The 25,474-nt window shown below is 63.9% G+C and carries 19 protein-coding genes; 10 read left to right on the top strand and 9 right to left on the bottom strand.

Annotated elements, in window-relative coordinates; translation table 11 throughout:
• Window positions 1-33 precede the first annotated feature (33 nt).
• Together EA473_RS01355 and EA473_RS01350 are read left to right on the top strand one after the other, a co-directional pair.
• Window positions 34-516, top strand: a complete 483-nt coding sequence (locus tag EA473_RS01355) for an Lrp/AsnC family transcriptional regulator (protein ID WP_124193862.1) — start codon at window positions 34-36, stop codon at window positions 514-516.
• Window positions 517-1,422: 906 nt separating this feature from the next.
• Window positions 1,423-2,850 carry an MATE family efflux transporter gene (locus EA473_RS01350; protein WP_394341288.1) on the top strand — a complete coding sequence of 476 codons (1,428 nt, stop codon included), beginning with the start codon at window positions 1,423-1,425 and terminating at the stop codon, window positions 2,848-2,850.
• Window positions 2,851-3,027: 177 nt separating this feature from the next.
• Here the strand turns inward: EA473_RS01350 and EA473_RS01345 are convergent, their stop codons facing one another.
• From EA473_RS01345 to EA473_RS01335, 3 genes are all read right to left on the bottom strand, one after another.
• Window positions 3,028-4,161: a saccharopine dehydrogenase family protein gene (locus EA473_RS01345; protein WP_124193860.1), complete on the bottom strand. Its 1,134-nt coding sequence runs from the start codon at window positions 4,159-4,161 to the stop codon at window positions 3,028-3,030.
• A 121-nt stretch (window positions 4,162-4,282) separates the two neighbouring features.
• Window positions 4,283-4,663 carry a DUF7344 domain-containing protein gene (locus EA473_RS01340; protein WP_124193859.1) on the bottom strand — a complete coding sequence of 127 codons (381 nt, stop codon included), beginning with the start codon at window positions 4,661-4,663 and terminating at the stop codon, window positions 4,283-4,285.
• A gap of 227 nt (window positions 4,664-4,890) precedes the next feature.
• A complete protein-coding gene (locus tag EA473_RS01335; protein WP_124193858.1) occupies window positions 4,891-5,181 on the bottom strand; it encodes a transcriptional regulator in 291 nt (96 codons plus the stop codon).
• Between the two features lie 161 nt (window positions 5,182-5,342).
• On the opposite strand from EA473_RS01335, the gene EA473_RS01330 reads away from it, so the two are divergent.
• Both EA473_RS01330 and EA473_RS01325 read left to right on the top strand, forming a co-directional pair.
• A complete protein-coding gene (locus EA473_RS01330) occupies window positions 5,343-6,317 on the top strand; it encodes a sugar phosphate nucleotidyltransferase (protein ID WP_124193857.1) in 975 nt (324 codons plus the stop codon).
• Window positions 6,318-6,414: 97 nt separating this feature from the next.
• Window positions 6,415-7,074 carry an NfeD family protein gene (locus EA473_RS01325; protein ID WP_124193856.1) on the top strand — a complete coding sequence of 220 codons (660 nt, stop codon included), beginning with the start codon at window positions 6,415-6,417 and terminating at the stop codon, window positions 7,072-7,074.
• A 188-nt stretch (window positions 7,075-7,262) separates the two neighbouring features.
• On the opposite strand, the gene thiC is transcribed toward EA473_RS01325, so the two are convergent.
• On the bottom strand, window positions 7,263-8,705 hold the full coding sequence (gene thiC / locus EA473_RS01320; protein ID WP_124193855.1) for a phosphomethylpyrimidine synthase ThiC: 1,443 nt from the start codon (window positions 8,703-8,705) through the stop codon (window positions 7,263-7,265).
• A 164-nt stretch (window positions 8,706-8,869) separates the two neighbouring features.
• Here thiC and EA473_RS01315 point away from each other — a divergent pair, with 164 nt between their 5' ends.
• Window positions 8,870-9,568 carry a phosphoribosyltransferase gene (locus tag EA473_RS01315; protein ID WP_124193854.1) on the top strand — a complete coding sequence of 233 codons (699 nt, stop codon included), beginning with the start codon at window positions 8,870-8,872 and terminating at the stop codon, window positions 9,566-9,568.
• An 86-nt stretch (window positions 9,569-9,654) separates the two neighbouring features.
• On the opposite strand, the gene EA473_RS01310 is transcribed toward EA473_RS01315, so the two are convergent.
• Both EA473_RS01310 and EA473_RS01300 read right to left on the bottom strand, forming a co-directional pair.
• Window positions 9,655-12,402: a heavy metal translocating P-type ATPase gene (locus EA473_RS01310; protein ID WP_243645167.1), complete on the bottom strand. Its 2,748-nt coding sequence runs from the start codon at window positions 12,400-12,402 to the stop codon at window positions 9,655-9,657.
• A gap of 93 nt (window positions 12,403-12,495) precedes the next feature.
• On the bottom strand, window positions 12,496-13,968 hold the full coding sequence (locus EA473_RS01300) for an MATE family efflux transporter (protein WP_124193851.1): 1,473 nt from the start codon (window positions 13,966-13,968) through the stop codon (window positions 12,496-12,498).
• Window positions 13,969-14,126: 158 nt separating this feature from the next.
• On the opposite strand from EA473_RS01300, the gene mtnP reads away from it, so the two are divergent.
• Complete coding sequence (gene mtnP / locus EA473_RS01295; protein ID WP_124193850.1) at window positions 14,127-14,984, top strand: S-methyl-5'-thioadenosine phosphorylase; 858 nt, start codon at window positions 14,127-14,129, stop codon at window positions 14,982-14,984.
• 171 nt (window positions 14,985-15,155) lie between these two features.
• Here the strand turns inward: mtnP and EA473_RS01290 are convergent, their stop codons facing one another.
• Entirely contained in the window at window positions 15,156-15,848 is a 693-nt protein-coding gene (locus EA473_RS01290) for a bacterio-opsin activator domain-containing protein (RefSeq protein WP_124193849.1), read from the bottom strand.
• 159 nt (window positions 15,849-16,007) lie between these two features.
• Between EA473_RS01290 and EA473_RS01285 the strand changes: the two genes are divergently transcribed.
• The 4 genes from EA473_RS01285 (at window position 16,008) to EA473_RS01270 (ending at window position 21,209) form a co-directional block, all read left to right on the top strand.
• Window positions 16,008-16,907 carry a PhzF family phenazine biosynthesis protein gene (locus tag EA473_RS01285; RefSeq protein WP_124193848.1) on the top strand — a complete coding sequence of 300 codons (900 nt, stop codon included), beginning with the start codon at window positions 16,008-16,010 and terminating at the stop codon, window positions 16,905-16,907.
• Window positions 16,908-17,259: 352 nt separating this feature from the next.
• On the top strand, window positions 17,260-19,650 hold the full coding sequence (ppsA, locus tag EA473_RS01280) for a phosphoenolpyruvate synthase (RefSeq protein WP_124193847.1): 2,391 nt from the start codon (window positions 17,260-17,262) through the stop codon (window positions 19,648-19,650).
• 132 nt (window positions 19,651-19,782) lie between these two features.
• Window positions 19,783-20,868 carry a tyrosine decarboxylase MfnA gene (mfnA, locus tag EA473_RS01275; protein WP_124193846.1) on the top strand — a complete coding sequence of 362 codons (1,086 nt, stop codon included), beginning with the start codon at window positions 19,783-19,785 and terminating at the stop codon, window positions 20,866-20,868.
• A 5-nt stretch (window positions 20,869-20,873) separates the two neighbouring features.
• The gene (locus tag EA473_RS01270; protein WP_124193845.1) at window positions 20,874-21,209 is read left to right on the top strand and encodes a hypothetical protein; all 336 of its coding nucleotides are present in this window, start codon (window positions 20,874-20,876) and stop codon (window positions 21,207-21,209) included.
• Between the two features lie 411 nt (window positions 21,210-21,620).
• Here the strand turns inward: EA473_RS01270 and EA473_RS01265 are convergent, their stop codons facing one another.
• Window positions 21,621-23,576, bottom strand: coding sequence for a PAS domain-containing protein (locus tag EA473_RS01265; protein ID WP_124193844.1), 1,956 nt, complete (start codon window positions 23,574-23,576; stop codon window positions 21,621-21,623).
• Between the two features lie 195 nt (window positions 23,577-23,771).
• Window positions 23,772-25,139 carry a sodium-dependent transporter gene (locus EA473_RS01260; RefSeq protein ID WP_124193843.1) on the bottom strand — a complete coding sequence of 456 codons (1,368 nt, stop codon included), beginning with the start codon at window positions 25,137-25,139 and terminating at the stop codon, window positions 23,772-23,774.
• Window positions 25,140-25,474 lie beyond the last annotated feature (335 nt).

The raw sequence follows: 25,474 nt of genomic DNA, 5'->3' as shown, positions 1-25,474 counted from the left end.
GCCCATATTCGAACGACCACCCAAGGGCCGCCGATGGAGTCAGTCGAACTCGACGACGTGGATCGTGGAATCCTGCACATGCTCCAGAAAAACGCCAGAGACGTGACCGCTTCCGAGATGGCCGAGCGCGTGAGCGTCTCCTCAAGTACCGTTCGGAACCGGATCGAACGTCTCGAGGACAGCGGTGTCATCCGGGGCTACCATCCAGAACTGGACTACGAACAGGCTCAGTATCAACTCCAGATGGTGGTCATCTGTCGTGCTCCGGTTGGAAAACGATCCGATTTCGTCGACGCTGCGATAGATATCGACGGCGTCGTCACCGTCCGCGAGATGCTCACCGGAACCGACAACGTCCACGTGGAGGCAGTGGGCGTCGACTCCGACGCCATCGACAGAACGACCGAACGCCTCACCGACATCGGACTCGAGATACAGTCCGTCAACCTCGTCAAGAAGATGCACGTCCAGCCGTTCGATCACTTCGGGAACGACATCGTCAACGGGGACGACTGATACGGATTCCTGTAACGATTTATCGGTGTAACCGCGACCCCGGGGTCGGTTACGCGGGAAATAACGTACAGTAAACCGTATCACACGGTTTACTGTCCAGGTGGTCGACCGCCCGGTCTGGCAACCACCGGAGCGAGACGGCGATCCATCACTCGTCGAACCTGTGGATTCCCGAACGCCCGCCGGAGTGTGCTGTGGAAAGCGCAATCACTTGGGCTGTGGAAGACGCAGATTCTATCCTTCGTCGGCCCCTCTTCTGGAGTACGGTTGCGGATTTCGGAACGGGGTGTGTGTCCATGAAACAGAACCAAGATAGACCGAAGGTGGCCGCGAGGTGTGAACACTGCGGGTCGGTGTACGCGGCGTGGATACTGCCGGACGAGTCAGTACACCTGATCGGTCGAAAAGACGGATGTGAGTGCGGTCACTCGTCGTTTCTACCGATCGACGACGAAAGCTGAACGACTTCGTCGACACGTTGACTGATACGGATTGGTGTAACTGTATACCGGAGCGACCGCGGGACGGAGCCCGGTCACTCCGCTAATGACGTACAGTAACCCGCATGACGGTCCAATCGACGCGTTGCTCGTGGAATCGGATCCGGAATCGAGCCGAAAACGCTCGAACGATAGCACCGAGGACGTCACACCCAGTCGCTGCTCCTCCGTTTCGCTTCGCCGTCGGACCCTCGAGTGACGCAACCGCCACGAACCGACAGTTGATCTCCTCCCGCGTCTAAAGACGGGAGTATGCGCTCGTACTATGTATCACGTCGACTGACGGGCCGGTCCCGTCGGTGTCTTCCGTGGATTCGAAGGCGGTTAGGCGGTCCGGTCGGTGTCAATTCGATTCCGAAGCCAGTTCGTCGCGGCTTCCGGCTTCAACAGCTTCAAGCGCCGAGGTGTGGGATTTCGGCCCGTGCTCTCCGGAGGACGACGACGGGTCGTACGCGTCTGGCGGCGGATCTTTGGCCTCTCCTGGCCGGTGATGGTCGAGCAGATACTCCGGACGTTGATGCGGACGACGGATGTCGCCGTCACCGGGCTGTTTTCCCCCGCGGCGGTCGCCGCGGTCGGGTTGGCCGATCTGTACGCCCGACTGCCACTGCGTATCGGACTCGGACTTGGCAGCGGCGTCATCGCGCTCTCGAGTCAGGACACCGGAAGCGGGGAGACCGCGAACCGCAACGAGGCGATCACGCAGGCAGTGATACTCGGTGCGCTCGCGGGGATACCGTTCGTCCTCTTCGGGCTGGTCTTCGGCCAGGGCGCGATCCGGCTGCTGGGTGCCGAATGGGAGGTAGCCCGAATGGGCGGCATTTACCTCGCGATAATCTTCGCGACGAGTCCGGCGCGCCACGTCGCGCTCGTGGCCTCGCGGTCCGTCCAGGGGGCGGGAGACACGCGGACGCCGATGTACGTCAACGCGGTCTCGAACGCGCTCAACATCGCCGGAACGATCGTCCTCGGCCTCGGGATCGGTCCGGTCCCCCAGTTCGGGATCGTCGGCGTCGGACTCGCGACGGCGTTCGGGAACGTCTTCTCCGCGCTCGCACTCGTGGCGGCCATTCGGAGCCCGTACACTCCGGTCGATTTCGCCCGTCCACATCAGTGGACGATCACGAAACAGCTGCTCGCGATCAGCGCCCCGCGAATTCTCGAGGGAATGTTGACATTTGTCATGGAGTTTCCGTTCAACGCGATACTCCTGCTTTTCGGAACGGAGGTTAACGCCGCCTACCAGATCGGTCGGCGCGTCTACCAGCAGATCACCGCGCCGCTGTCCCGGGGGTATCGAACCGGGACGAGCATCGTCGTCGGCCAGGCCCTCGGTGACGGCGACCCCGGTGGAGCGCGGTACAACGGCTGGGCTGCGGCCGGTCTCGGACTTCTAACGGTCGGGTCGCTCGGCGCCGTTCTCTTCGTCGGTGCCGAGTGGCTCGTCACCTTCTTCACCGACGATCCCGAGACGCTACGTTACGCCGGCGGGTTCGCTCGAGCGTACGCCGTTGCCGCGCCGTTTACCGCCCTGTACGTGGTTCTCGCGGGTGCACTCACCAGTGGCAGCGACACCCGGACGCCCCTCGTCGGTCGGGTTACCGGGATGTTCGTCGGGATGCTCGGCGTCTCGTACGTGGTCGGCGTCCGGGCCGGGTACGGCGTCCCGGCGGTGTACGCGTCGATCGTCGTCTACTACCTGTGGGCGACGATTTACGTCGCGGTCGGGTTCCACCGTGGCGCGTGGATCGAACGAACGCGGGACATGATGGACGAGCGGGAAAGTACACCCGACGGTGACCGGACGAGCGAGGACGGATACAGTGACAACTGATACGGATTACTGTACCTGTGTACCGGCGCACCCGCGACCCGGGCGGCGGGTGCGCCGGCAATGACTTACAATAAACCGTATGAAACGAGTTACACACCGATCGCCAGACGGATCGGCTATCGGGTGTGAACTGACGTTCAGTGGTTACTCCAATCCGCCGGCGTCTTGGAGTGGCGGTCACGGCTCCGTGTCACCAGACGACCGATCCGGTTCGCTGCCCTCGTCGAACCCCTCGAGGAGTTCCCGGTCGACCCCGTCGAACTCGAGGACGAAGTCGGGGCCGAACGCGGCGGCGGGCGTCTGAAATCCCGGCGGGATGCGTTCCCGATCGGTTCGGTTTCGCCCCTCGAGGACGCGTTCGGCCGCCGCAGCCGCGGTTTCGGCAGTGAGGTCGTACACGTTCGGCGTCTCCAGTCGAGCGCTCGCTCGTCGGCCGCCGTCGGCTGCCGACTCGTCGACCACTTCGCCCCAGACGACGATCCGATCCTCACTGCGTCGTCGTTCACCGGGTCCGTCGATGGCGATGTCGATCAGACGCTTCGCTGCGGTCTCGATTGGCGGGATCGCGAGCAACCCGGCAAGCGAGTCGGCAGCCGACAGCGCCCTGGCCGCCAGCGGATGCATCGCGGCGTACACCTCGACCGACTCGAGATCGGTGTTCCACGCTGCGGTGACGACGTCTCCGAGCGGAATCGTCACGGCGTGTTCGGGGCCGTGACCGAAGTCGATTTCACGGCTTCGAAACGCCGCCGGAACGTTGACGAGTCGTCCGTTTCGACGCACGACCCCGCCGTCACCGGCGAGTTCGAGCAGCGTTCGTGCGGTTCCACGCGAAGGCAGGCCTTCTGCCTTGATGCCCAGTGTGAGACGGTCACTCGAGGGGAGCTGTTCGCGAAGAAATGCCGCCAGACAGTCCGTCGGGACGACGTCGAATCCGACGCCCGGTAACAGCGTGATTCCGGCGGTTCTGGCATCCCCGTCGCGTTGCCGGAGTCGTTCGAACACGGGAACCTCACCGGTAACGTCGAGATAGTCCGTTCCCGTCTCGAGGCAGGCTTCGACGATCGGATCGACCGTATCGACGAACGGCCCCGCACAGTTCAAAACCGCGTCGAAACGTTCGACGTGAGAACGGAGATCGGGCGATTTCAGATCGAAGGCCTTCCCGTCGAGGCCGAGTCCGTCGGCCTGTCGCGTCACCTTCTTCTCGTTCCGACCGGCGACAACCGGCGTGATCCCGCGGCGTATGGCTTCTCGGACGACTAACCTGCCGGTGTAGCCGTACGCGCCGTAGATCAGAAGGGACCCCATAGCTCCCGTTGGGTACTCGCCCGGTTAAAGTTCCGTCAGACGGATTGCTGTACCGGTTTACCGGCGCAACCGCCGCCCGAACCGTGGGTGTGCCGGCGATGACTGTGTATAGTAAACCGTCTCAGACGTCGAAGGAGGTCTCCGAGATCTCCGCAGGTGAAACCAGATCGCGTTCCTGATCGTACTCGAGCAATCCGGCGTCGACCAGCCGCGGAAGGTGGTCGTGATAGAGTGAGATGTAGACGTCCGCGACGTGTTCTGCGGACAGTTCCGGAACCGAGACGCCCGTCTCGCGAACGGCGACTTCCTCGGCGGCGTCGGGCAGCGTCAGCGGCTCCTCGTAGGTCCGCATGACTCGAAGGAACACCCGACGGCGGCTGTTTGCGAGGAGTTCCAGTGACGTGTCGATCGCCTCGGGCGCGTTTTCTCGGCTCTCGAGCCAGTCGAGAACCGCGAGCACGAACTCCGCACAGTTGAACTCCGGGTGGGGGGTGGAAGTCATTCGTATCTTCCTCTCGAGACGACAGGTGGCGAAGGCCGGAAACGGAACCGGGATCGCCGATCGTCGGTGGGACACGAGCGACAGCTACCTGATCGTTCGAGAGATCCTACCGGTTCGTCGGCACCTGGGTAAATATTAGTATCGAATCGAGCGGAGGGAGGCCGATTCGAATGACTGTCACGAGTCGGTGACTGTTTCGCCGGCCGTTGCGTGTCGTCTGCGGCCGACTACTCGATGGTGAACGTCGGCTCGGCGATCGACTCGCTCTTACAGGACGGACACCGGGATGGCAGGTTGAGCAGCTGATCGAACTCGTCGAACCCGCAGTCGCGACACGTCGGCGGGGCGACGAGTAACTGTTCGTCGCGTTCCTCGATCGACCGCGCGACGTGTTCGACGTGGTCGACGACGGCGTGGGGAACGAGGTCGACTTCCGCGGCGAGTTCACTCGGTGTCGCCGGCTTCTCGCGCAACGCATCGGCGAGTCGCTGGCGCGTCGTTTCGTCGGCTTCGCGCATACCGGGAAAGACGTGAGACACACCTTTACGACTTTCCAGTTTTGCCGAGACGGATCACCGTACCGGTGTGACCGCAGACGGTCGCGATTGTACAGAAAACAGCTCACAGCGGGCCGTATGAAAGGGGAAGTAACTTACCTCCAGCTCGCAAACCGATGGGTATGAAGGCAGTCGTCCTTGCGGGCGGATATGCAACCCGACTGTGGCCGATAACGAAACATCGGCCCAAGATGTTCCTCCCGATCGGCGACTCGACCGTCGTCGACCGTATCTTTGCGGAACTCGAGGCGGACGACCGGGTCGAGGAGGTCTACGTCAGCACGAACGAACGGTTCGCCTCCGAGTTCGAGACACATCTCGCGAACAGCGAGTTCGACAAACCCCAGCTGTCGGTCGAGGAGACGACCGAAGAAGACGACAAGTTCGGCGTGGTCGGCGCGCTCGCCCAGTTGATCGACCGCGAGGGGATAGACGACGACCTGCTCGTGATCGCCGGGGACAACCTCATCAGCTTCTCGGTATCGGACTTTCTCGACTACTTCACACGGAAAGAGGCACCGACGCTCGCCGCGTACGACGTCGGCTCCCGCGAGAAGGCGAAATCGTACGGACTGGTCGAACTCGAGGACGAGCGCGTCGTCGACTTCCAGGAGAAACCCGACGATCCGAAGAGTACGCTCGTTTCGATCGCCTGCTATGCGTTTCCGGCGGATGCGCTTTCCTTGCTGCCGACGTATCTCGAGGACGGAAACAATCCGGACGAACCCGGCTGGTTCGTCCAGTGGCTCCAGAACCGCGAACAGACCTACGCGTACACGTTCGAGGGCGCGTGGTTCGACATCGGAACGCCCGAGAGCTATCTCGACGCCGTCGCCTGGCACCTCGACGGGGAGTCGATCGTCGCCGATTCGGCCGTCCTCGAGAACACGACGATCGGCGAGAACGTCCACGTGATGACAGACGCCACCCTCGAGGACACCCACCTCGACCACGCGGTGATCTTTCCGGAGGCGACAGTGCGAAACGGGGACATCAGGCGATCGATCATCGACGAAGAAACGCGACTCGAGAACCTCGATCTCGCGGGAGCGCTCATCGGGGCGCACACGACGATCACGAACGGGCCTCGTAGTTGACGACGGACCGATCGAATCGTCACCACGACGGACCGATCGAATCGTCACCGGTGGTTGGCGCAATAAACATTTAACGGGCGGAGCCCTAACCCCAACTATGCTCGAGGTTCTCCTCGGAAACATGCCTCTGGTCCTCCTGTCGGTGGGACTCGTACTGATGGCGCTAGAGGCCCTCTCGCCCGGTGCACACCTGATCGTCGTCGGAGTCGCTCTCGTCGGGGCCGGACTGATCGGGGTCCTCTTCCCGCCTGCGGCTGACATACTCATCCTCGCGGGGTTGACCCTCCTCATCGGGCTCGCCGCGACGTACGTCTACCGCGAGTTCGACTTCTACGGCGGCAAAGGAACCGCCCAGACGAAAGACTCGGGATCGCTCGCCGGGGCGACCGGATACGTCACCGAGACCATCACGACTCGAGACGGCGAGGTCAAACTCGACGAAGGTGGGTTCGCACCGTATTACAGCGCACGAACGACGAGCGGTACGATCGAGGAAGGAGAGGAGATTATCGTTCTCGATCCGGGCGGCGGGAACGTACTCACGGTCGAGTCCCTCGGCGCAATCGGGGAAGACGATATCGACCGTGCCCTCGCGGAAGGGTCCCTGACGGAGTCAGAATCGGGATCTGCCGAGGAGTCCCAGTCGGGATCCAGCCCCGGTGGAACTGAAAGCGCCGACCCGGCCTCGAGCGAGCGAGACGAACCGGACGAAGCGGAGGCGACGGAGGCTGAACGGGAAACGGAGAAATCGGGATAACGGGGCGTTTTCGCCTTTTTTGTCGGACTGCTGGCAGTCATACCACTGGAACCGCGGCAGTTGGGACCGCGGCAGTCGAGGTCACATACACGGTACGGCAATCCGTCTCATACGGTTTGCTATGGCTGATTGCCGGTCGATCGCCCACCGTTCTGCGATCGACCGGTAAAGACTCATAGCAGACCGTATCAATCGTCGCTCGCTCCCTCGAGAGCCGACTCGCCGTCAGAGTCCGGTTCCGGCGTCGAAGGCGAGTCGTGCGTGCCGACTGGGGGGAGGTTCACCTCCGAAGCGGGCGAGGACTCGAGGTCTGTCTTCGTCTCGAGACGGGTCATCTCGCCGCCCTCGACGTCGCGTGCATCCTGGTCGATCCGCATCGAACAGAAGTCGACGCCGCACATCGAGCAAAACCGAGCCTCCTTGTAGTTGTCTCCAGGGAGGGTCTGATCGTGATACTCGCGGGCGCGGTCGGGGTCGAGCGCGAGGCGGAACTGCTCGCGCCAGTCGAACTCGTATCGGGCCTCCGAGAGCGCGTCGTCCCAGTCTCGAGCGCCGGAGCGCTCGTTCGCGACGTCGCCGGCGTGGGCGGCGATCCGGTAGGCTGCGAGGCCGTCGCGAACGTCTTCCTCTTCGGGGAGGCCGAGGTGCTCTTTCGGGGTAACGTAACAGAGCATCGCCGCGCCGGCCTGGGCGGCCATCGCGGCACCGATCGAGCTCGTGATATGGTCGTAGCCGGGCGCGATATCGGTCACGAGCGGACCGAGCACGTAAAACGGCGCGCCGTCACAGACCGCTTGCTGGCGCTCGACGTTCTCCGCGACTCTGTGCATCGGAACGTGGCCGGGGCCTTCGACCATCACCTGGACGTCGTGGTCCCACGCACGACGCGTCAACTCCCCGAGCGTGTCGAGTTCGGCGTACTGGGCCTCGTCGCAGGCGTCGGCCAGCGATCCCGGACGGAGGCTGTCGCCCAGGCTGAACGTCACGTCGTGGGCGGCGAAGATCTCACAGATTTCGTCGTAGACCTGAAACAGCGGGTTCTGCTCGCCGCGCTCTTCCATCCACTTCGCCACGATCGATCCGCCCCGAGAGACGATGCCGGTTTTGCGGCCGTCGGTCAACGGCAGGTGTTCCGCGAGGATGCCCGCGTGGATCGTCATGTAGTCGACGCCCTGCTCGGCTTGCTTCTCGATGACCTCGAGCAGCAGGTCCGTGGTGATCTCTTCGGGACGCTCCGCCCGCTTGACGGCCTCGTAAAGCGGCACCGTTCCGACCGGCACCGGAGAGTGTTCGAGGTGCGTCTCCCGTATCTCGTCTAGGTCGCTTCCCGTGCCGAGATCCATCACCGTGTCCGCGCCGTAGTGGACCGCCGTGTGAAGCTTCTCGAGTTCCGTCTCGAGGTCGCTGGTCGTCTCGCTGTTGCCGATGTTGGCGTTGACCTTCGTCGCGAACTCCCGGCCGATGATCATCGGATCCAGCGCGTCGTGGTTCCGATTTGCCGGGATCACGGCCTGTCCGTCGGCGACCTGCTCGCGGACGAACTCCGGATCGCGGTTTTCGCGTTCCGCGACGCGTTTCATCTCTTCGGTGACCGTTCCCGCTCGAGCGGCTGTAATCTGCGTGTTCGCCATCGATAACTAGGTTGTATTACTCAATTATAAATAAGTGGGTGATGCACACAGCGTGCGGACCGCAGCCACGACCGGCGATCAGAAACCCCACCGAGCGGGGCCGACGCGCGTTTCAGCCCACTTATGAGGATCGCCTCCGACTCTCTCGAGTAGGTGGTCACCAGATGTCCGATCTACCGGAGGACTTCGATTGCACGATCACGAACTGGGAGTACATATACGGCCTCTGCCGTGACGTCAGCGACGCAGTCCGACGTGACGAGTTCGAACCCGACGTCATCGTCGCCCTCGCTCGAGGCGGCTGGTTCGCGGGCCGATGCCTCTGTGATTTCCTCGGAATGGACGACCTGACGAGTCTGAAGATGGAACACTACGTCGGCACGGCCGAGAAAACCGGCGAGCCCACGGTACGGTATCCGATGCCCGAAGGTAGCGTCGAGGGGAAAGACGTCCTCATCATCGACGACATCGCCGACACCGGCGGATCGATCGAGCGCGCCTACGAGTACGTCGACGACCGCGATGCCGGCGAGGTTCGCACCGCGACGCTGCAGTTGCTCCAGACCAGCGAGTTCGAACCCGACTACGTCGGCGAGCGACTCGAGGACTGGGCCTGGATCGTCTACCCCTGGAACTTCATCGAGGACATGATCGACCTGATCTCCGGCGCGATGGACCGAGCCGACCAGGAGACGTTTACGCCCGACGAAATTCGTCACTTCCTCGCGGAGTACCACAGCATCGAGCGCATCGAGATGGAAATCGCCCAGCCGAACCGAGTTCCCGAGGTGCTCGCGGAGATGGAACGCCGCGACGTCATCGAGACCCGCGGGCCCGGCGAGTGGGCGCTGCTCGAGAGCTGATACGGACGACGTCGACCACAGCCGGTGATCGGGACGCCCCGGTACCGACGACCTGACCGTCCTGGCCCGAGCAGCGACCGATCCGGTCACTCGTCGACGAGCGGTCGGGATGCGTTGGCCGCGACGAGAATCGCACTCGCCGACGCGGCTGCCGTCGCGAACAGCGGGTTCAACAGACCGGCGACCGCGATCGGGATCACCAGCGCGTTGTACACGAGGCCCAGCCCCAGATTCTGTCGAAGCCGTCCGCGAGCAGCGGTCGCCAGCCGGAACGCTCGTTCGATCGCCAGGAGGTTCTCGTCGGGGATCGCGATATCGGCTGCGTCGGACGCGAGCGCGGTCCCACCGCCCAGAGAGATGCCGAGGTCTGCCTCCGCGAGCGCGGGAGCGTCGTTCGTCCCGTCGCCGACCATCGCCACCCGACCGTCGGCTTTCAACCGCCGAATCGCGGCGGTTTTCCCGTCCGGCGGGACGGCCGCGAACGCGTGCTCGACGCCGGGATGGTCGGTAAACTCCTCGGATGCGGATTCCGTGTCGCCGGTCAAGACGACCACGTCGATTCCGCTCTCGTCGAGTTTCGAAACCGTCTCCGCCCAGTTCGATCTCGGTTCGTCGCCGACCACGACGACGCCCTCGGCGCGTCCGTCGCGGCCGACGACGACCGGCAGACGGCCGTCTGCAACCGCCCGACCGACGCGGTCCTCGAGGGCCGAACCGAGATGCCAATCCCGATCCCGGAAGAGATCCGGGTGGCCGACGAGGAGTCGCTCGCCGTCGACGGTTCCTTCGACCCCGGTCGCGTGACTCCGGAAGTCACAGACAGGTGACTGATCCTGTATCGTGACCGATTCCGACTGTGGCTCGGGTTCTCCGGTTCCCGACTGGTTCTCGGCCTCTCCCGACCGACGGTCCGCACGCGTCGGGTCGTCGACCGCACGTTCCTCGCCCCGAATCGGTGCGTCGCTTTCGTCACTGCCGAACGCCGACGCGAACGCTCTCGCCACAGGGTGAGAGGCCCGTCGCTCGAGCGTTGCCGCCGCCTCTAGCAGATCCTCGGGGGCGTCTGCCTCGAGGACGGTCATCTCGCCGGTCGTGAGCGTTCCGGTCTTGTCGAAGACGACGACGTCGACCTCGCGGAGCCGCTCGAAGACCGTTTCGTCGAAAACGACGATCCCCCGTTCTACCGCCTGCCCGACGCTCGCGGCGACGGATACTGGCGTCGCGAATCCCAGCGTCCACGGACTCGTGGCGACGATCGCCAGGAGGAGGGCCGTCACGACGCCGGTGGCGTCCGCGCCCTGCCAGTACCGGACGCCACCGGCGGCGATCGCGACCCCGAGAACGAGCGGCGCGAGTCGTTTCGCGATCACCTCGGCGTGGCGGGTCACCCCGTGATTCGCGCTCTGGACGTTCCAGACGGTTTCTGTGAGCCGGTCGATGCGGCTGGTCGGCTCGGGCCCGACGTCGACGACGGCGCTCCCGTTCGTCACGATCGAGCCGCCGACGATCTCCTGGCCCGGCTCCTTCGAGATCGGCAACGATTCTCCGGTTACGATCGCCTCGTCGACCGTACACGGCCCCTCGAGCAAGACGCCGTCGACCGGAACGCGCGCTCCCTCCCGGACGAGAACCCGGTCGCCGCTTTCGAGGTCTGCGGTGGAAACCGACCTCGTTTCCCCGCCTGCCTCGAGGGTCAGGGCCGAATCGACCTGCGAGAACGTTAGATCGGAGAGTCGATCCACCGCGCGGCGCTTGATCGTCGATTCGGCGAAGACGGCGGCCATGACCAGCGCGGCGACCACGATGGTCAGGTCGTAGTAGACGTCGATCCGACCGAGAGCGAGCGAAATCGTTCCGTACGCGTACGCGCCGACGATCGTGAGCGTGGCGAGCAGGTGCGTGTTCGGCCGTCTGAGTGTCAGGCCGACGTACGCCCCCCGCAAGAGCGGATAGCCGGTCAGGTAGAGGACGATGCCGGTGAGGACGAACAGGACGGGAAGGAACAGCGCACCGTCGAGGGTCGCGAACGCGTTCTGGTAGTGGGCCAACACGCCTCGACTCGAGTACGAGGCGAGGTAGACCGGGTAGAAAACGGCGGCGTAGGGAACGAGGAGGAAGGTTCCGAAGACGATTCCCGCGATGTACCGTATCTCGAGCATGTCGTCGCTGCGTCGCTTTCGGATGCCGCTCATCTCGCGAGCGCGTCGGGTTCCGCCCGCCGCTTCGTCTTCTGCGTCCGCTTTCTCGCGGCGATAGGCGGTGTACCCCAGCCGACTCAGCGCACCCTCGAGGTCGGCCGCCGAGATCCGTGCCGGATCGTGGTCGACGCGAACGGCCTCGGCGACGTAACTCGCCTCGGCGCGCTCGACGCCGTCACACCCTTCGGCGACCGATTCGAGGAACGTCTCGCAGGTCGCCGAGTACATCCCGTCGATCCGGAGGAAGGTCCGGGCGAGCGGATCGTCCGCTGCGCACTCGGACCCACGGCCGAGTTCCGCCAGGCGATCGCCCGATCCGCGGCCGGAGACGGCGTCACCCTCGTGTCCGTCCGAACGCGATCGGTCGTCGACTGCGGGTCGTTCGGGGAGCGCTTCGTCGACGTCGCGACAGCCGGTCGAGCAAAAGGCGTCACCGGTTCTCGACTCATACTGTCGGACAGAACTATTTGAAGATCGGTCGCTTTCCTGCGGCCGTCTCCGAAGGCGACGGCCGCGAATTCGCGATCGACTTCTCACTGACTTCTGTCCGACAGTATCACTCACGACTCCGGTTTCGGCGATCGGCGCTCGACACAGCGCACACCGCTTGCCCGTCGATCGTCGCTCGCTCGACACACTCTCAATGCGCACTCGAGTGCATTAACCGTAGCTGTGGCCCGCTCGAGGGCGGATCGTCGTGCGGGAGCGCTCGAGGCAGGAACCGGCGGTCTACTCCGCGACCGATTCGCCGTTGCTCGCGGCCGGCGGCCCGTCAGCTTCGGTTTCGGAGTCGTCGGTTTCACCGTCGAAATCCTCGACGAGCGCTTCCTTCCACGTGCCGCGGGTGAACCAGGCGGTAGCGGCGATCGCGCCGACGATATCGCCGAGGACGACGCCCGCCCAGATGCCGGTCGTCCCCCAGCCCGCGACGAAGATCAGGTAGTACGTCACGGGAATCCGGACGATCCACAGCCCGAAGACGGCGAAGACGAGCGCGGTCTTCGTGTTCCCCGCGCCGCGGAACGCGCCGAGGATCACCTGCATGACGCCCATGAAGACGAACGCGAACGCGGCGAACTGGAGGTAGGTGACGCCGTAGTCGATCGTCGCCGCCCGTCCTTCAGCTTCCGCCGTAAGGAACACGGAGACGAACGGCTCCGGAAAGAGAAACGCCATCGCTCCCGCAACGGCCATGATTCCGGCGATGACGGCCGCGCCGATCCACGTCGCGGACTCCGCCCGGTCGGCCCTGTCGGCCCCGAGGTTCTGCCCGACGATCGAGTCCATCGCCTGTCCCATCCCCATCGCCGGCAGGAACGCAAGCGAGATGAGCCGGTTGCCGAGGCCGTAGGCCGCGACGACCGCCGGCGGAAACGTCACGACGATCGCCGTCATCGCGACCATCGCCAGCGCCGTCATCGACTGCTCGAGTGCCGTCGGCACGCCGAGTCGAGTGATCTCGGAGACGTACTCGAGTCGCGGCACGAGGTGGCTCGCTTCGATGTCCGGCCCCACGTCGGTGTAATAGAGGATGTACAAGCCGAGGCCCGTCGCGACCGCTCTCGAGATGACGGTCGCGACCGCCGCGCCGGCGACCTCGAGGCGGGGGAGTGGGCCGACGCCGAAGATGAGCAGCGGATCGATCGCGAGGTTGATGATTACGCTGACGACCATCACGCGCATCGGCGCGCGAGTGTTGCCGTAGCCTCGCATGAGCGAGACGAAGACGAAAAAGCCGAAGACGAACGGCAATCCGAGGAAGAACACCCGGAGGTAGTCGGCCGCAAGCGGAACGATCGTGGCTTCGGTTTCGGCATCGGTCGGGAGGGCCGCGAGCATCGGATCGGTCGCGAGGTAGCCGACGATCCCGAGTGCGATCGCGACCAGCGAGATAAACGAGAGCGTCTGGCCGGCGATCATCCCACCCTCGCCGCTTTCGGCTCCCGTATGTTGTGCGACGAGGATCGATCCCGCAGTCGTAAACCCGGCACCGATCGCGATCAGCAGGAACAAAAGCGGGAACGCGAGGCTGATCGCACCCACCGCACTGGGCGAGAGCGCGCCCAGCCAGAACGTGTCGCCGACGTTGTAGGCGACCTGCAACAGCTGGATGACCACGAGCGGCCAGGCCAGCTTGAACATCGGCCGAACGAGAGACCCCTCGGTGAGATCGCTCTCGGCCGGCTCCGAACCGGAGGACATACTCGCTCAGTACAACTGCGTACACTTCATGGCTCGTGAACTGTGGTATCACCGATCATTCTCGAGCGGTAGCGGTTCGGGTCTCGAGCCACCGCGGTCGAGCACCGCAGTGCGAACGAACCCGACCGTTTACGTCGCCGGTTGACACACCTACCGGTATGACGATCGGAGTCATCGGCGGCAGCGGTATCTACGAGGCACTGCCACTCGAGAACACCCGAACGGAGGACGTCTCGACGCCGTACGGCGAGCCAAGCGAGTCAGTTACCCTGGGCGAACTCGCGGGACGCGAGGTGGCGTTCCTGCCGCGCCACGGCGCTGATCACCAGCATACGCCGACCGACGCCTCCTACCGGGCGAACATCTACGCGCTCAAATCGGTCGGCGTCGACCGGGTCATCTCGACCAACGCGGTCGGCAGCCTCCGCGAGGATCTGCCGCCGCGGACGCTCGTCGTCCCCGACCAGATCTTCGATCGGACGAAACACCGCTCGCCCACGTTCTTCGGGGACGGTATGGTCGTCCACATGGGCTTTGCCGACCCGTACTGTCCGGAGATGGTCCACCACCTGGCGAGCGCGGCCGAAGACGCCGTAGACGACACCGTGGTCGAACGCGGCGGCACTTACGTCTGTATCGAGGGTCCCCAGTTCTCGACGAAAGCCGAAAGCGAGTTCTATCGATCGCAAGGATGGGACGTCGTCGGGATGACCACCATTCCCGAGGCCAAACTCGCCCGCGAGGCCGAGTTGAGTTACGCCACGGTCACCGGAATCACCGACTACGACGTCTGGAAAGAAGACAGCGAGGTCTCCCTCCAGGAAGTCCTCGAAAACGCCGCGGCCAACCAGGACGCGATCAATGCGGTGATCGAACGCGCCATCCGGACGATACCGGAAGACTTCGAAAGCGAGGCCTGGAGCGCACTCGAGGGGACGATCAACACGCCCACCGAGGCCATCCCGGAGGAGACTCGCGAGCGCGTGGAACTGCTGGCCGGCGAGTATCTGGAGTGAACGCAACGTCCCTTCGAGGGAACGTCACGGTACCGAGAAACTCGTCTCGCCTGCGGCGGTATCAGAGGACTGGTCTCGCCTGCTGCGGTATCAGAGGACTGGTCTCGCCTGCTGCGGTACCAGGGGAGTTCGTCTCGTCCCTGTATCAATTGTTACTGTAACATGCCCCCGTCACTTGGTGAATATCACCGACAGCAACTTCCGCTCGGCCGATCGCAGGTGTTCGTAGAACGTCGGCGGCGTGACGTCCATCTCGTCGGCGAGTTGCTCGCCCGTCGTTTCGCGGGGCCACTCGTAGAACCCGTTCATGTACGCCAGAAGGAGCGCCTCGTGTTGTCGGGGAGTGAGCAGATCGATAACTGACTCGTAGAGTTCTTGCTGGTGAAACAGGGGTACGGAGTACTCTTTCTGGCGGCGAGCGACGATTTCCACCGGGGGATACGCCTCCTGAAACTGCGCAATGACGTCCGACGCGGAGTGAATCGACGGAATCTCGGCGACGATGCGCACAGTCCCGTCGCGACTGCTCAACTCCGTCGGAATCGCCCCCGCGTCGGTCAGGCTCGTCGTGAAAAACTCGCCGTCTTCGCCGATTTGAAATTCGACGATGACTTCGTCGTCGCTACTGCTTACCACTCGAACGTCGATTTCGTCGTACTCCTCGACCACCTCGAGGACCGATTCCGGGGTCGTTCCGGTGACACGGTGAAAGACGGTGTACGCGCCGTGGCTCCTGGGGAGGATCTGTACGAGTTCTGCGGTACAGCCCGTCGTTTCGGTCAATTCGACCAGTAGGTACTGGGGATGGGAGATCTCGAACTCGACCTCGACGACCGTGCTTTCCGAACCGGGTTCGTGACCCATGCCAACATATTACATATTGGGGTCGAGGGGCATACATGTTGGCGCAGAATTGTAAGGGTTGATAATTATGTATGCGGATAGCGGTTCTCGAGCGCGTCGGTTGTCGTCCCCGATCGGTGGCATGAAAAGAGCGAAGAGCGTTCCGTCTCAATACCCGATATGAGTACGATCCGGATCGCGCAGGTCGACGCGTTCACCGACGAGCCGTGTACCGGAAATCCAGCCGGAGTCGTTCCCGACGCGGACGGCCTCTCCGCGAGTCAGATGCAGGCGATCGCGAACGAGATGGCCGTCAGCGAAACCGCGTTCCTCCGCTCGAGCGACGACGACGACCGCCGGATTCGGTATTTTACGCCGAGTCAGGAGGTCGACCTCTGTGGACACGCGACGATCGGCTCGTTCGCCTACCTCTCCGAGGCTGGTCTCGATCCGGGGACGACGTCGCTCGAGACGAACGTGGGCGTCCTCGAGGTGGATCTCGAGGCGGACGGAACGGTCTGGATGACACAGGACGCACCGAAGATCCGTGAGGTCGACCTCGAGTACGCCCGGGTCGCCGACGCGCTGGGCGTCGACCGGGCCGCCCTCGAAGGGGCGAGCGCGGACCTCCCGCTTGCGGTGTCTTCGACTGGGTTGCCGTTCCTGATCGTTCCGATCACGTACCTCTCCGACGTCGGCGGTGCGCGCCCGGATATGGCCGCGATCGAGGAAGTAACCGATTCCGTCGACGCCACCGGGATCTACCTCTTTTCGTTCGACGCGCTCGAGGGGGAGTCGACGCTCCACGGCCGGATGTTCGCACCCGGAGCGGGCGTTCCCGAAGATCCGGTTACGGGAACGGCGAGCGGTGCGGTCGGTGCGTATCTCGATCACTTCGGCGCGTTCGACGGCGACGTGCCGGCAGAGATGCGACTCGAGCAGGGCCACTACGTCGACCGACCGGGTATCGCACGGGTACGCCTCGATTCCGGAGTGAGAGTCGGGGGCCGAGGCGTCACCGTTCTCGATGGGACGCTTACCGTGCCAGCAGACGAGGAGGACGACATTCTCGAGGCCTGATACGGTTTACTGTACGTCAGTACCGGCGCACCCGCGATCGGGCGGCGGGTGGGCCGGTAAATCGTTACAGCAATCCGTATGACACGGTTTACTGCAGGTGGTTCTGGTTCGATCGCAACGACATGGGAACGGTGTCGACACACGTCTCTAGCAGTCTACCCCACTCTCTAGCAGAACTCACACCGTAGACGGTCGAAAACCCATCGCGTATTACCATCGCTCGTTTCGATACGAAACGCTCTCGAGGGGCGAAAATCGCCATTTCGGCGACAACCTCATTCGGATGTGAGTTGTGATTCTTGGGGTCCGTTCGCAACCTTCTTTATCCACTCTCATGACCACCCAGATAGAGATGGCTGTACTCTGGCTGGACGAGATCAGTGCCGGCGACCTCGAGACGGTCGGTGGCAAAGGTGCCTCCCTGGGTGAACTTACTGGTGCGGGTCTGCCCGTCCCGCCGGGATTCGTCGTGACCGCCGGAACCTATCGGTCGTTCATCGAGGAAGCCGGCATCGACGACGAACTCTTCGACGCCGTCGACGTCGACGCGGACGATTCGGCGTCTCTCGCCGAAGCCGCCGACCGCGCACAGGAACTGATCACCGAAACGCCGTTTCCCGACGACTTGCGCGAGGAAATCCTGGCCGCCTACCACGAGGTGGGGTCCGACGGTGCGGACGCCGCGGAAGAACCAGCGGATGGGGACGACGGCGGAGCGTTCGTGGCAGTCCGCTCGTCGGCGACCGCAGAGGACCTCCCGGACGCCTCTTTTGCGGGCCAGCAGGAGACGTTTCTCAACGTGACCGAAGACCGGTTGCTCGAGCGCGTTCGCGAGTGCTGGGCGTCGTTGTTTACCCAGCGAGCGATCTACTACCGCGAGGAACAGGGCTTCGATCACTCCACGGTCAACATCGCAGTCGTCGTCCAGCAGATGGTCGATGCCGACAAGTCCGGCGTCATGTTCACCAGCCACCCCTCGACGGGGGAACCGACGATGATCATCGAGGCCGCCTGGGGGCTGGGCGAAGCCGTCGTCTCCGGCGCCGTTTCCCCCGACAACTACGTCGTTTCCCGGGAGGACGGATCCACCGACGTCACGGTCGCCGAGAAGAAAGTGATGCACGTCAAAGACGAGTCGACGGGCGAAACCGTCGAGCGCGAGGTCCCATCCGAAAGACGCGACGAACGCGTCATCTCCGAGGGGGAAATCGAGTCGCTCGTCGAACTCGGCGAGCGCGTCGAAACCCACTACGGCGAACCACAGGACGTCGAGTGGGCGATGGTCGACGGCGAAGTTTTCATGCTCCAGTCGCGTCCGATCACCACGATCGACGAAACCGATCGGAGCGAAGGCACTGGAATCGATCCGATCGACGGCGCTGGAGATCCAACGGCGGGCGTCACCGACGGAAGCGGAGCCCTCAAAGGCGACGCGGAAACCGGCGCATCGGGATCTAACGGCGACTCCGGCACGACCCTCGTCGACGGGCTCGGCTCGAGTCCCGGCATCGTCAGCGGGCCGGCGAAGATCGTCCGAAAGCTCGACGATCTCGCGAAGATCAGCGAGGGAGACGTCATCGTGACCGAGATGACGATGCCCGACATGGTTCCCGCGATGAAACGCGCCACGGGAATCATCACCGACGAAGGCGGAATGACCAGCCACGCCGCGATCGTCTCCCGCGAACTCGGCGTCCCTGCCATCGTCGGCACGACCAACGCCACGTCCGTCCTCGAGGACGGACAGGTCGTAACGCTAGACGGCGAGCGCGGTGCCGTCCTCGAGGGTGCGGAGGTCGAACCGGAAGAAGAGACCGAACCCGTCGAGGAGGTCCGGCCGCAGTCGCCGGTCAAACCGATGACCGCGACCGAGGTGAAAGTCAACGTCTCGATTCCCGAAGCCGCCGAGCGGGCGGCCGCGACCGGGGCCGACGGCGTCGGCTTGCTTCGGACCGAACACATGATTCTCTCGTTGAATCAGACGCCCGAGAAGTTCATCGAGGAAAACGGCACGGACGCCTACACGAACGAACTGGTCGAGGGGATCCGCAGCGTCGCCGACGAGTTCTACCCTCGACCCGTTCGCGTCCGAACGCTCGACGCGCCGACCGACGAGTTCCGCCAACTCGAGGGCGGTGAGAACGAGCCGAACGAACACAATCCGATGCTCGGCTACCGCGGAATTCGGCGCTCGCTCGACCGAACCGACGTCTTCGCCCACGAACTCGAGGCGTTCCGCCGGCTGTACGACCTGGGCTACGACAACGTCGAGATCATGTTCCCGCTGGTCAACGACGCGGAAGACGTCTACCAGGCCAAACGCCAGATGAGCGAAGCCGGCATCGATCCCGCTAAGCGCAAGTGGGGCGTCATGATCGAGACGCCGGCGTCGGCGCTGTGTGTCGAGGAGATGGCAACGACGGGAATCGACTTCGCCTCCTTCGGAACCAACGACCTCACCCAGTACACGCTGGCGGTCGATCGGAACAACGAGAACGTCGCCGACCGGTTCGACGAACTCCACCCGGGCGTCCTGCGACTCATCGGCGACGTCATCGAGACGTGTCGCGAACACGACGTCGACACGAGCATCTGCGGTCAGGCCGGCTCGAAACCCGACATGGTCCAGTTCCTGGTCAACGAAGGGATCAGTTCGATCTCCGCCAACATCGACGCCGTCCGCGACGTCCAACACGAGGTCAAGCGCGTCGAGCAGAAGCTGCTGCTCGAGTCGGTTCGCTGATCGGCGGTTCTTCGCGCGGAGCCGGTCGTTTCCCGTCCGTCGCATCCGGCCGCGCGACCGGTGTGCTACGGGCGGCGTTGCCCGCCTCGCGTAAACGCAACGCATAAACGGCCGACCGTCAACACACGTGATATGCAGATCGAGCCGCAGGCGTTCGACCGGGTGCTCTCGTCGATGTGTACGGAACCCCACCCGGTGGCGCGCGAGGCGGCCGAACGATTTCTCGCGACCAATCCCGGCGATCCGGGAACGTATCCCACCGTCGCGACACTCGAGGACGAAGCGATCGAGCGCCTCGGCGAGATCGTCGGATTGGACGACCCTGCGGGCTACGTCGCGAGCGGCGGCACGGAGGCGAACGTCCAGGCCGTCCGGATCGCCCGCGAACGGGCCACAGGCCCCGATCCCAACGTCGTCGTCCCCGAATCGGGTCACTTCAGTTTTCAGAAGGCCGCAGAGCTTCTAGACGTCGAGTTGCGGATCGTCCCGACGAACGACCACCACCGGGCGAGCCTCGAGGCCGTCCGCGCCGCCGCAGACGACGAGACGGCGCTGATCGTCGGCGTCGCGGGGTCGACCGAGTACGGCCGCGTCGATCCGATCCCGGAACTTGGAGTGATTGCCCGCGAGGTCGATGCAATGCTCCACGTCGACGCCGCCTGGGGCGGATTCGTCCTGCCGTTTACCGACTACGAGTGGCACTTCGGCCACGCACCGGTCGACACGATGGCGATCGATCCGCACAAGATGGGCCAGGCCGCGATTCCGTCCGGCGGGTTGGTCGTTCGCTCATCGGAGTTGCTCGACGAACTCGCCGTCGACACGCCGTATCTCGAGTCCACGTCGCAGGCGACGCTCACCGGCACCCGGTCGGGCGCGGGCGTCGCGAGCGCCGTCGCCGCGATGGAGGAGCTGTGGCCCGCGGGCTACCGGAGCCAGTACGTTCGCTCCCAGAACAACGCCGAGTGGCTCGCCGACGCCCTCGAGAAGCGGGGGTACGAGGTCGTCGAGCCGACGCTTCCGCTCGTCGCGGCCGACGTTCCGCAGTCGACGTTCGAGGCGCTGCGTGCGAAGGGGTGGCGCATCTCCAGGACCGCCGCCGGCGAACTTCGAATCGTCTGCATGCCACACGTCACCCGGGCGATGCTCGCGTCGTTCGTCGGCGACCTCGATCGGCTCGAGGTCCGCGCGAGCGTCCCGGTCGCGAGCGACGACTGATCGCGATGGCGATCGATCGCATCGACGCCGTCGCGTTCGTCGGCCTCCTCGTCCTCGCGGCGGCCTCGCGGGCGCTCGAGGTCCTCGTCGTCGCGGCGGCGATGGGCGGCTTTCTGCTCTCGATTTCGGTCTGGCGGCTCTACGGCGGCCGCCCCTGGGAGTCGCTGGGGTGGCTCTCGTGGGTCGGCGCGGCGGTGACGATCGTTCTCGATCCCGGCGGACTCGCCTTCCTGGTCGCGTTCGGCGGATTCGGACTGGTCGGCGGCTGTCTCCTCGCCGGCGGCCGTCTGGGCTTCTTTCCGGACGTCTGGAGCGTCGAGGAGTCGCCGATCGAGGAGTGACGACAGTGCGACCTGATCGTCTCGGACGCGCTGGTCGGCCGACGCTCGCTTTACACGAGCCCGCACACCGACGTCTGGTGGACGTCTCCACGTCGTTTCGTCCCACTTCGAACAGTTTGTCGAAACTCATTTTTCGCCGAACTGAAGCGCTACGCCCCGGGTAACTCTCTCGTTCGTCTGCAGGACGGACACGACACAGGCGGAAGGGACAAAACCCCGATCGAATCAGGACGCTGATCGAATCATGGACCAGATAACGCGGGCGCACGCTCGATGAACTCGTCGGATGCTCCGCGTCCTCGAGTCCCCGCTCAGCCGAATCCGCCGGCTGTGACTGCCTGCGTAGACGTCGGAATCGGCGTGGTAGACGTAGCGGATGGATGCACCACGAGTGGGTTCATCTGGTTTGGTTCAGGTCGGTTGCTCGTGGTCGTGTGCTGGAGGGAGCGTGAACGAGAAGGTCGACCCCTCACCGGGTTCGGACTCGAGCCAGATCTCACCGCCGTGGCGCTCGACGATCCGTCGACAGAGCGCCAGTCCGATGCCCGTTCCTTCGGACTCGTCGTGACTGTGAAGTCGTTGAAACACCTCGAAGACGCGGTCGGTCTCGTCCGGGTCGATGCCGACCCCCTCGTCGTGAATCGAGACGCGCCACCTCGATCCGTCCCGCTCGGCCGAAACGGTAACCCGGGGCGGTTCGTCGCCGCTGTATTCGATCGCATTCGACAGTACGTTCTGGAACACCTGTCTGAGCTGTCCCCTGTCTCCGCTGATCTGTGGGAGCGAGTCTGCCTCTATACGGGCGTCGGAGCGCTCGATCTGCAACTGGAGGTCGGTGCGTACGTCGTCGAGCACCTCGTTCAGTTCGACGGGTTCGAACGGATCGCCCTGCGTTTCGACGCGAGCGTACTCGAGCAGCCCGTCGATCATCTCCCTCATTCGCTCGGCACCGTCGACCGCGTAGTCGATGAACTCTCCGGCGTCCTCGTCGAGTTCGTCGCCGTAGCGTCGCTCGAGCAACTGGAGATAGCTCGTGACCATCCGCAGTGGCTCCTGGAGGTCGTGGCTGGCAGCGTACGCGAACTGTTCGAGGCGTTCGTTCGATTCCTCGAGTTTCCGTTTGTACTCGTTTCGCTCGGTGACGTCCCGGAGCACCCCGACCCGCTTCTCACCACTGCCGTCGTCCAGAATGACGAACCGGTTCTCGACCGTTCGGGTCTCGTTCGGGCCAGCCGCTATCGTCTCCTCGAACGACGGAGGGTCATCCGGCGTTGCACGCTTCCACTGTTCGGCTTCGGTGGACGCGAACTCGTCGCCGAACACCGTCGAGGCGTGTTGGCCCCGCAACTCCGCTCGTGAAAACGGGGTCAGATCGGCAAACGACTCGTTGACGAGTTCGAACCGTCGCTCCTCGTCGAGGACGTAGATACCATCGTGAGCCGTTTCGACGACCGTTTCGTACCGTTCGAGTTGCCGTTCTCGCTCGAACCGGTCGGTGACGTCTTCAGTGGCGAACACGACACTGTCGATCTCTCCGCGGTCGTCGTAGACCGGTGCTCCGTTGACGGAGATCCAGACGCGCTCCCCGTCCGGACGAGACACGCCACTGATATGGTTGAAGATCGGTTCACCGGACTCCACAATTTGCGGGAAGGGCTTTTCCTCGTCCGGGAGGGGGTCACCGTCGCCGTCGACTTCGTTCCAGTCGGAATCGTCGAAGCTGAGAGCGTTGATCTGATCTTTGCTCCTCCCGTAGATCTCCTCGGCACGGTCGTTGGCGAACTGCATCTCGCCGTCGCTGTCGACGATCCTGATGCCGACCGGGCTCGTGTCGACGATCGTTTTGGAGCGGGCCAGTTCTCGTTCACGTCGCTTTCGGTCAGTGATGTCGCGGGAGTAGACTGACAGGCCCGACTCTGAGGGATAGATGGTGTTGAGAAACCACCTGTCCCACGGAGGATAGTAGTCTTCGAAGGTCACGGACTCTTGGGTTTCGAGCGCTTCGTACAGCGCGCTCTCGAACGTCTCCGTGAGATTCTGGTTACGAATGTCCATCCCAATTACGTCCTCATCCACTCCCAGAAGATCTGCTGCGTGATCGTTCAGATACCGAAAGCGGAGTTCTTTGTCGAGGGCGAAAAAGCTGTCCGAGATTCGATCGAAGATCTCGCCGATGTCGCTTTCTACCGCATTCCTCTCCCGTCCCTTCGTAAACGCCTGTCCGTCCGTGGATGGCTGCCACCACACCCGTCCGTTTCCCCCGACGTTCTTAGTTTCGAGCCGGTCGTGATCGACGAGGCGCTCGAGGCGCTCGTAGGTACTCCGGCGGCCGAGGTCGAGTTGGTCGGCGACCTCGGTCGTCGTCATGGGTGGCCCTCCCGCTTCGAAGAGAGCAAGGGTCTCTCGAAGCACGTCCGTCAACTGTGAGCTGGTCACTACTTCAGTTACTGACGATACCGACGGATAAACTCTCCGCCGTTGGAGTCTAACTCCGTGAAAGATGTGCGCTGTATCGTCCGGGTTAGAACGTCCCGGACCCGTTCTTATCCAGCGCTCGAGACGTTAGAGATCGGCCAGCCACTCGCTGAACGGCCCGGTCAGGAACTCGACGTAGTCGAGAATTCCGAGGACGAGGGCGACGATCAGGACGAGGACGACGAGGGTCCTGGCCAGCCAGATCCACGCCGATCCGTACCAGCCGAGATCGCCGATCCCGCGCTCGAGTTCCGCGATCGCGAGATCGGAGAGAAACCAGCTGACCAGGACGACCAGCAAGAGCCCGCCGAGGACCAGCAGGATCTGGTCGGCAAAGAGGTCGAACAGATCGAGCAGGACGAGGTCGTACGCAGACGGGATGCCCAGCACGAACAGCCCCCCGCCGACGACGACCGCAGCCGTCGGTCGGTTCACGTCGCGCTCGTCGACGACGTAGGAGACGACGACCTCCATCAGGCTGATCGCACTCGAGAGGGCGGCGATGGCGACGGTTCCGAAGAACACCGCACCGATCAGCCAGCCAAGGGTGAGATCGCCGAAGGCGGCAGCCAGCGAGACGAAGATGGCTCCGGCACCGGGGTCGGCCGGGTCGACGCCCGCGGTAAAGAGCACCGGGAAGACGATCAGTCCGGTGACGAACGCGATCGCGGTGTCGAAGCCGATGACGATCGCGCCGTCTTCGGCGAGGTTGCGATTCTCGCCGAGGTAGGATGCGTAGGTGATCATCACGCCCATCCCGAGCGAGAGGGTGAAAAACGCCTGTCCGGCGGCGGCGGGGAGGATGCTCGTCCAGTTCGCGGCGATGACGCTCCACTCGGGGGCGAGGTAGTACGCGTACGCCTCGCTTGCCCCCTCGAGGGTGGCTGCGTAGATCGCCAGCCCGATCGTGATGAGGATGATCGCGGGGACCATCACCTTCACCGCGAGTTCGATGCCGCGTTTGATGCCGGCACCGACGATGACGATCACCGCGAGCATGAACACGGCGTGGAGTGCGATCGCGTCGAGCCCGCTCGCCAGGGTGACGAACTGGGCTTCGGCTTCGCCCGCGTCGGCGATGTAGCCGTCTTGCAGCCCGAGGATCGTGTATCGTATGGTCCAGCCGGCGACGACGCTGTAATACGAGAGAATCACGAAGCCCGTCGCGACGAAGATCCAGCCGACGTATCGCCACGCGCCGCTGCCGATCTCTCTGAGCGCCCCGACCGGATTGCGCTCGGTGTAGCGGCCGACGACGAACTCGACGAGCATCGCGGGAAAACCGACCGCGACGATGAACATGAGGTACATCACGAGGAAGGCCGCACCGCCTTCCTGTCCGACCTGAAACGGGAACCGCCAGATGTTGCCCAGCCCGACCGCGCTGCCGACGGCCGCGAAGATGAATCCGATTCGCGTCGCCCATTGCTCGCGCGGAACCTCGACGGAACTCATAGCCGGCGGATCCACGTCGCGTGACAAAACACCACACAACTGTCCGCTCGAGTAATCGTCGTTTTCGAGGGGTAGTCCGACGATACATCGGCAAACCGGGCCTCGAGACGGTCGAAATCACGGTTCCGTATCGACTCGAGCGGGCGTGTCACTGTCCGTGGAAATGGTCGGATATACGGACTGCTGTAACTGTTTACCGCCACACCCGGTGAGCGGGTCCCGGGTGTGGCGGTAATGACTTACAGCAGACCGTATACACGGCGTGGTCCGCCGGAAGCCGCGGTGGCAAGCCTCGAGGCGACCCCGAACGACCGCGGCCGTTCTCCAGCGGGGAA

Source organism: Natrarchaeobius chitinivorans, from assembly GCF_003841505.1.
GTDB classification, from domain to species: Archaea; Halobacteriota; Halobacteria; order Halobacteriales; family Natrialbaceae; genus Natrarchaeobius; species Natrarchaeobius chitinivorans.
This window is presented reverse-complemented; position numbering and strand designations above follow the sequence as displayed.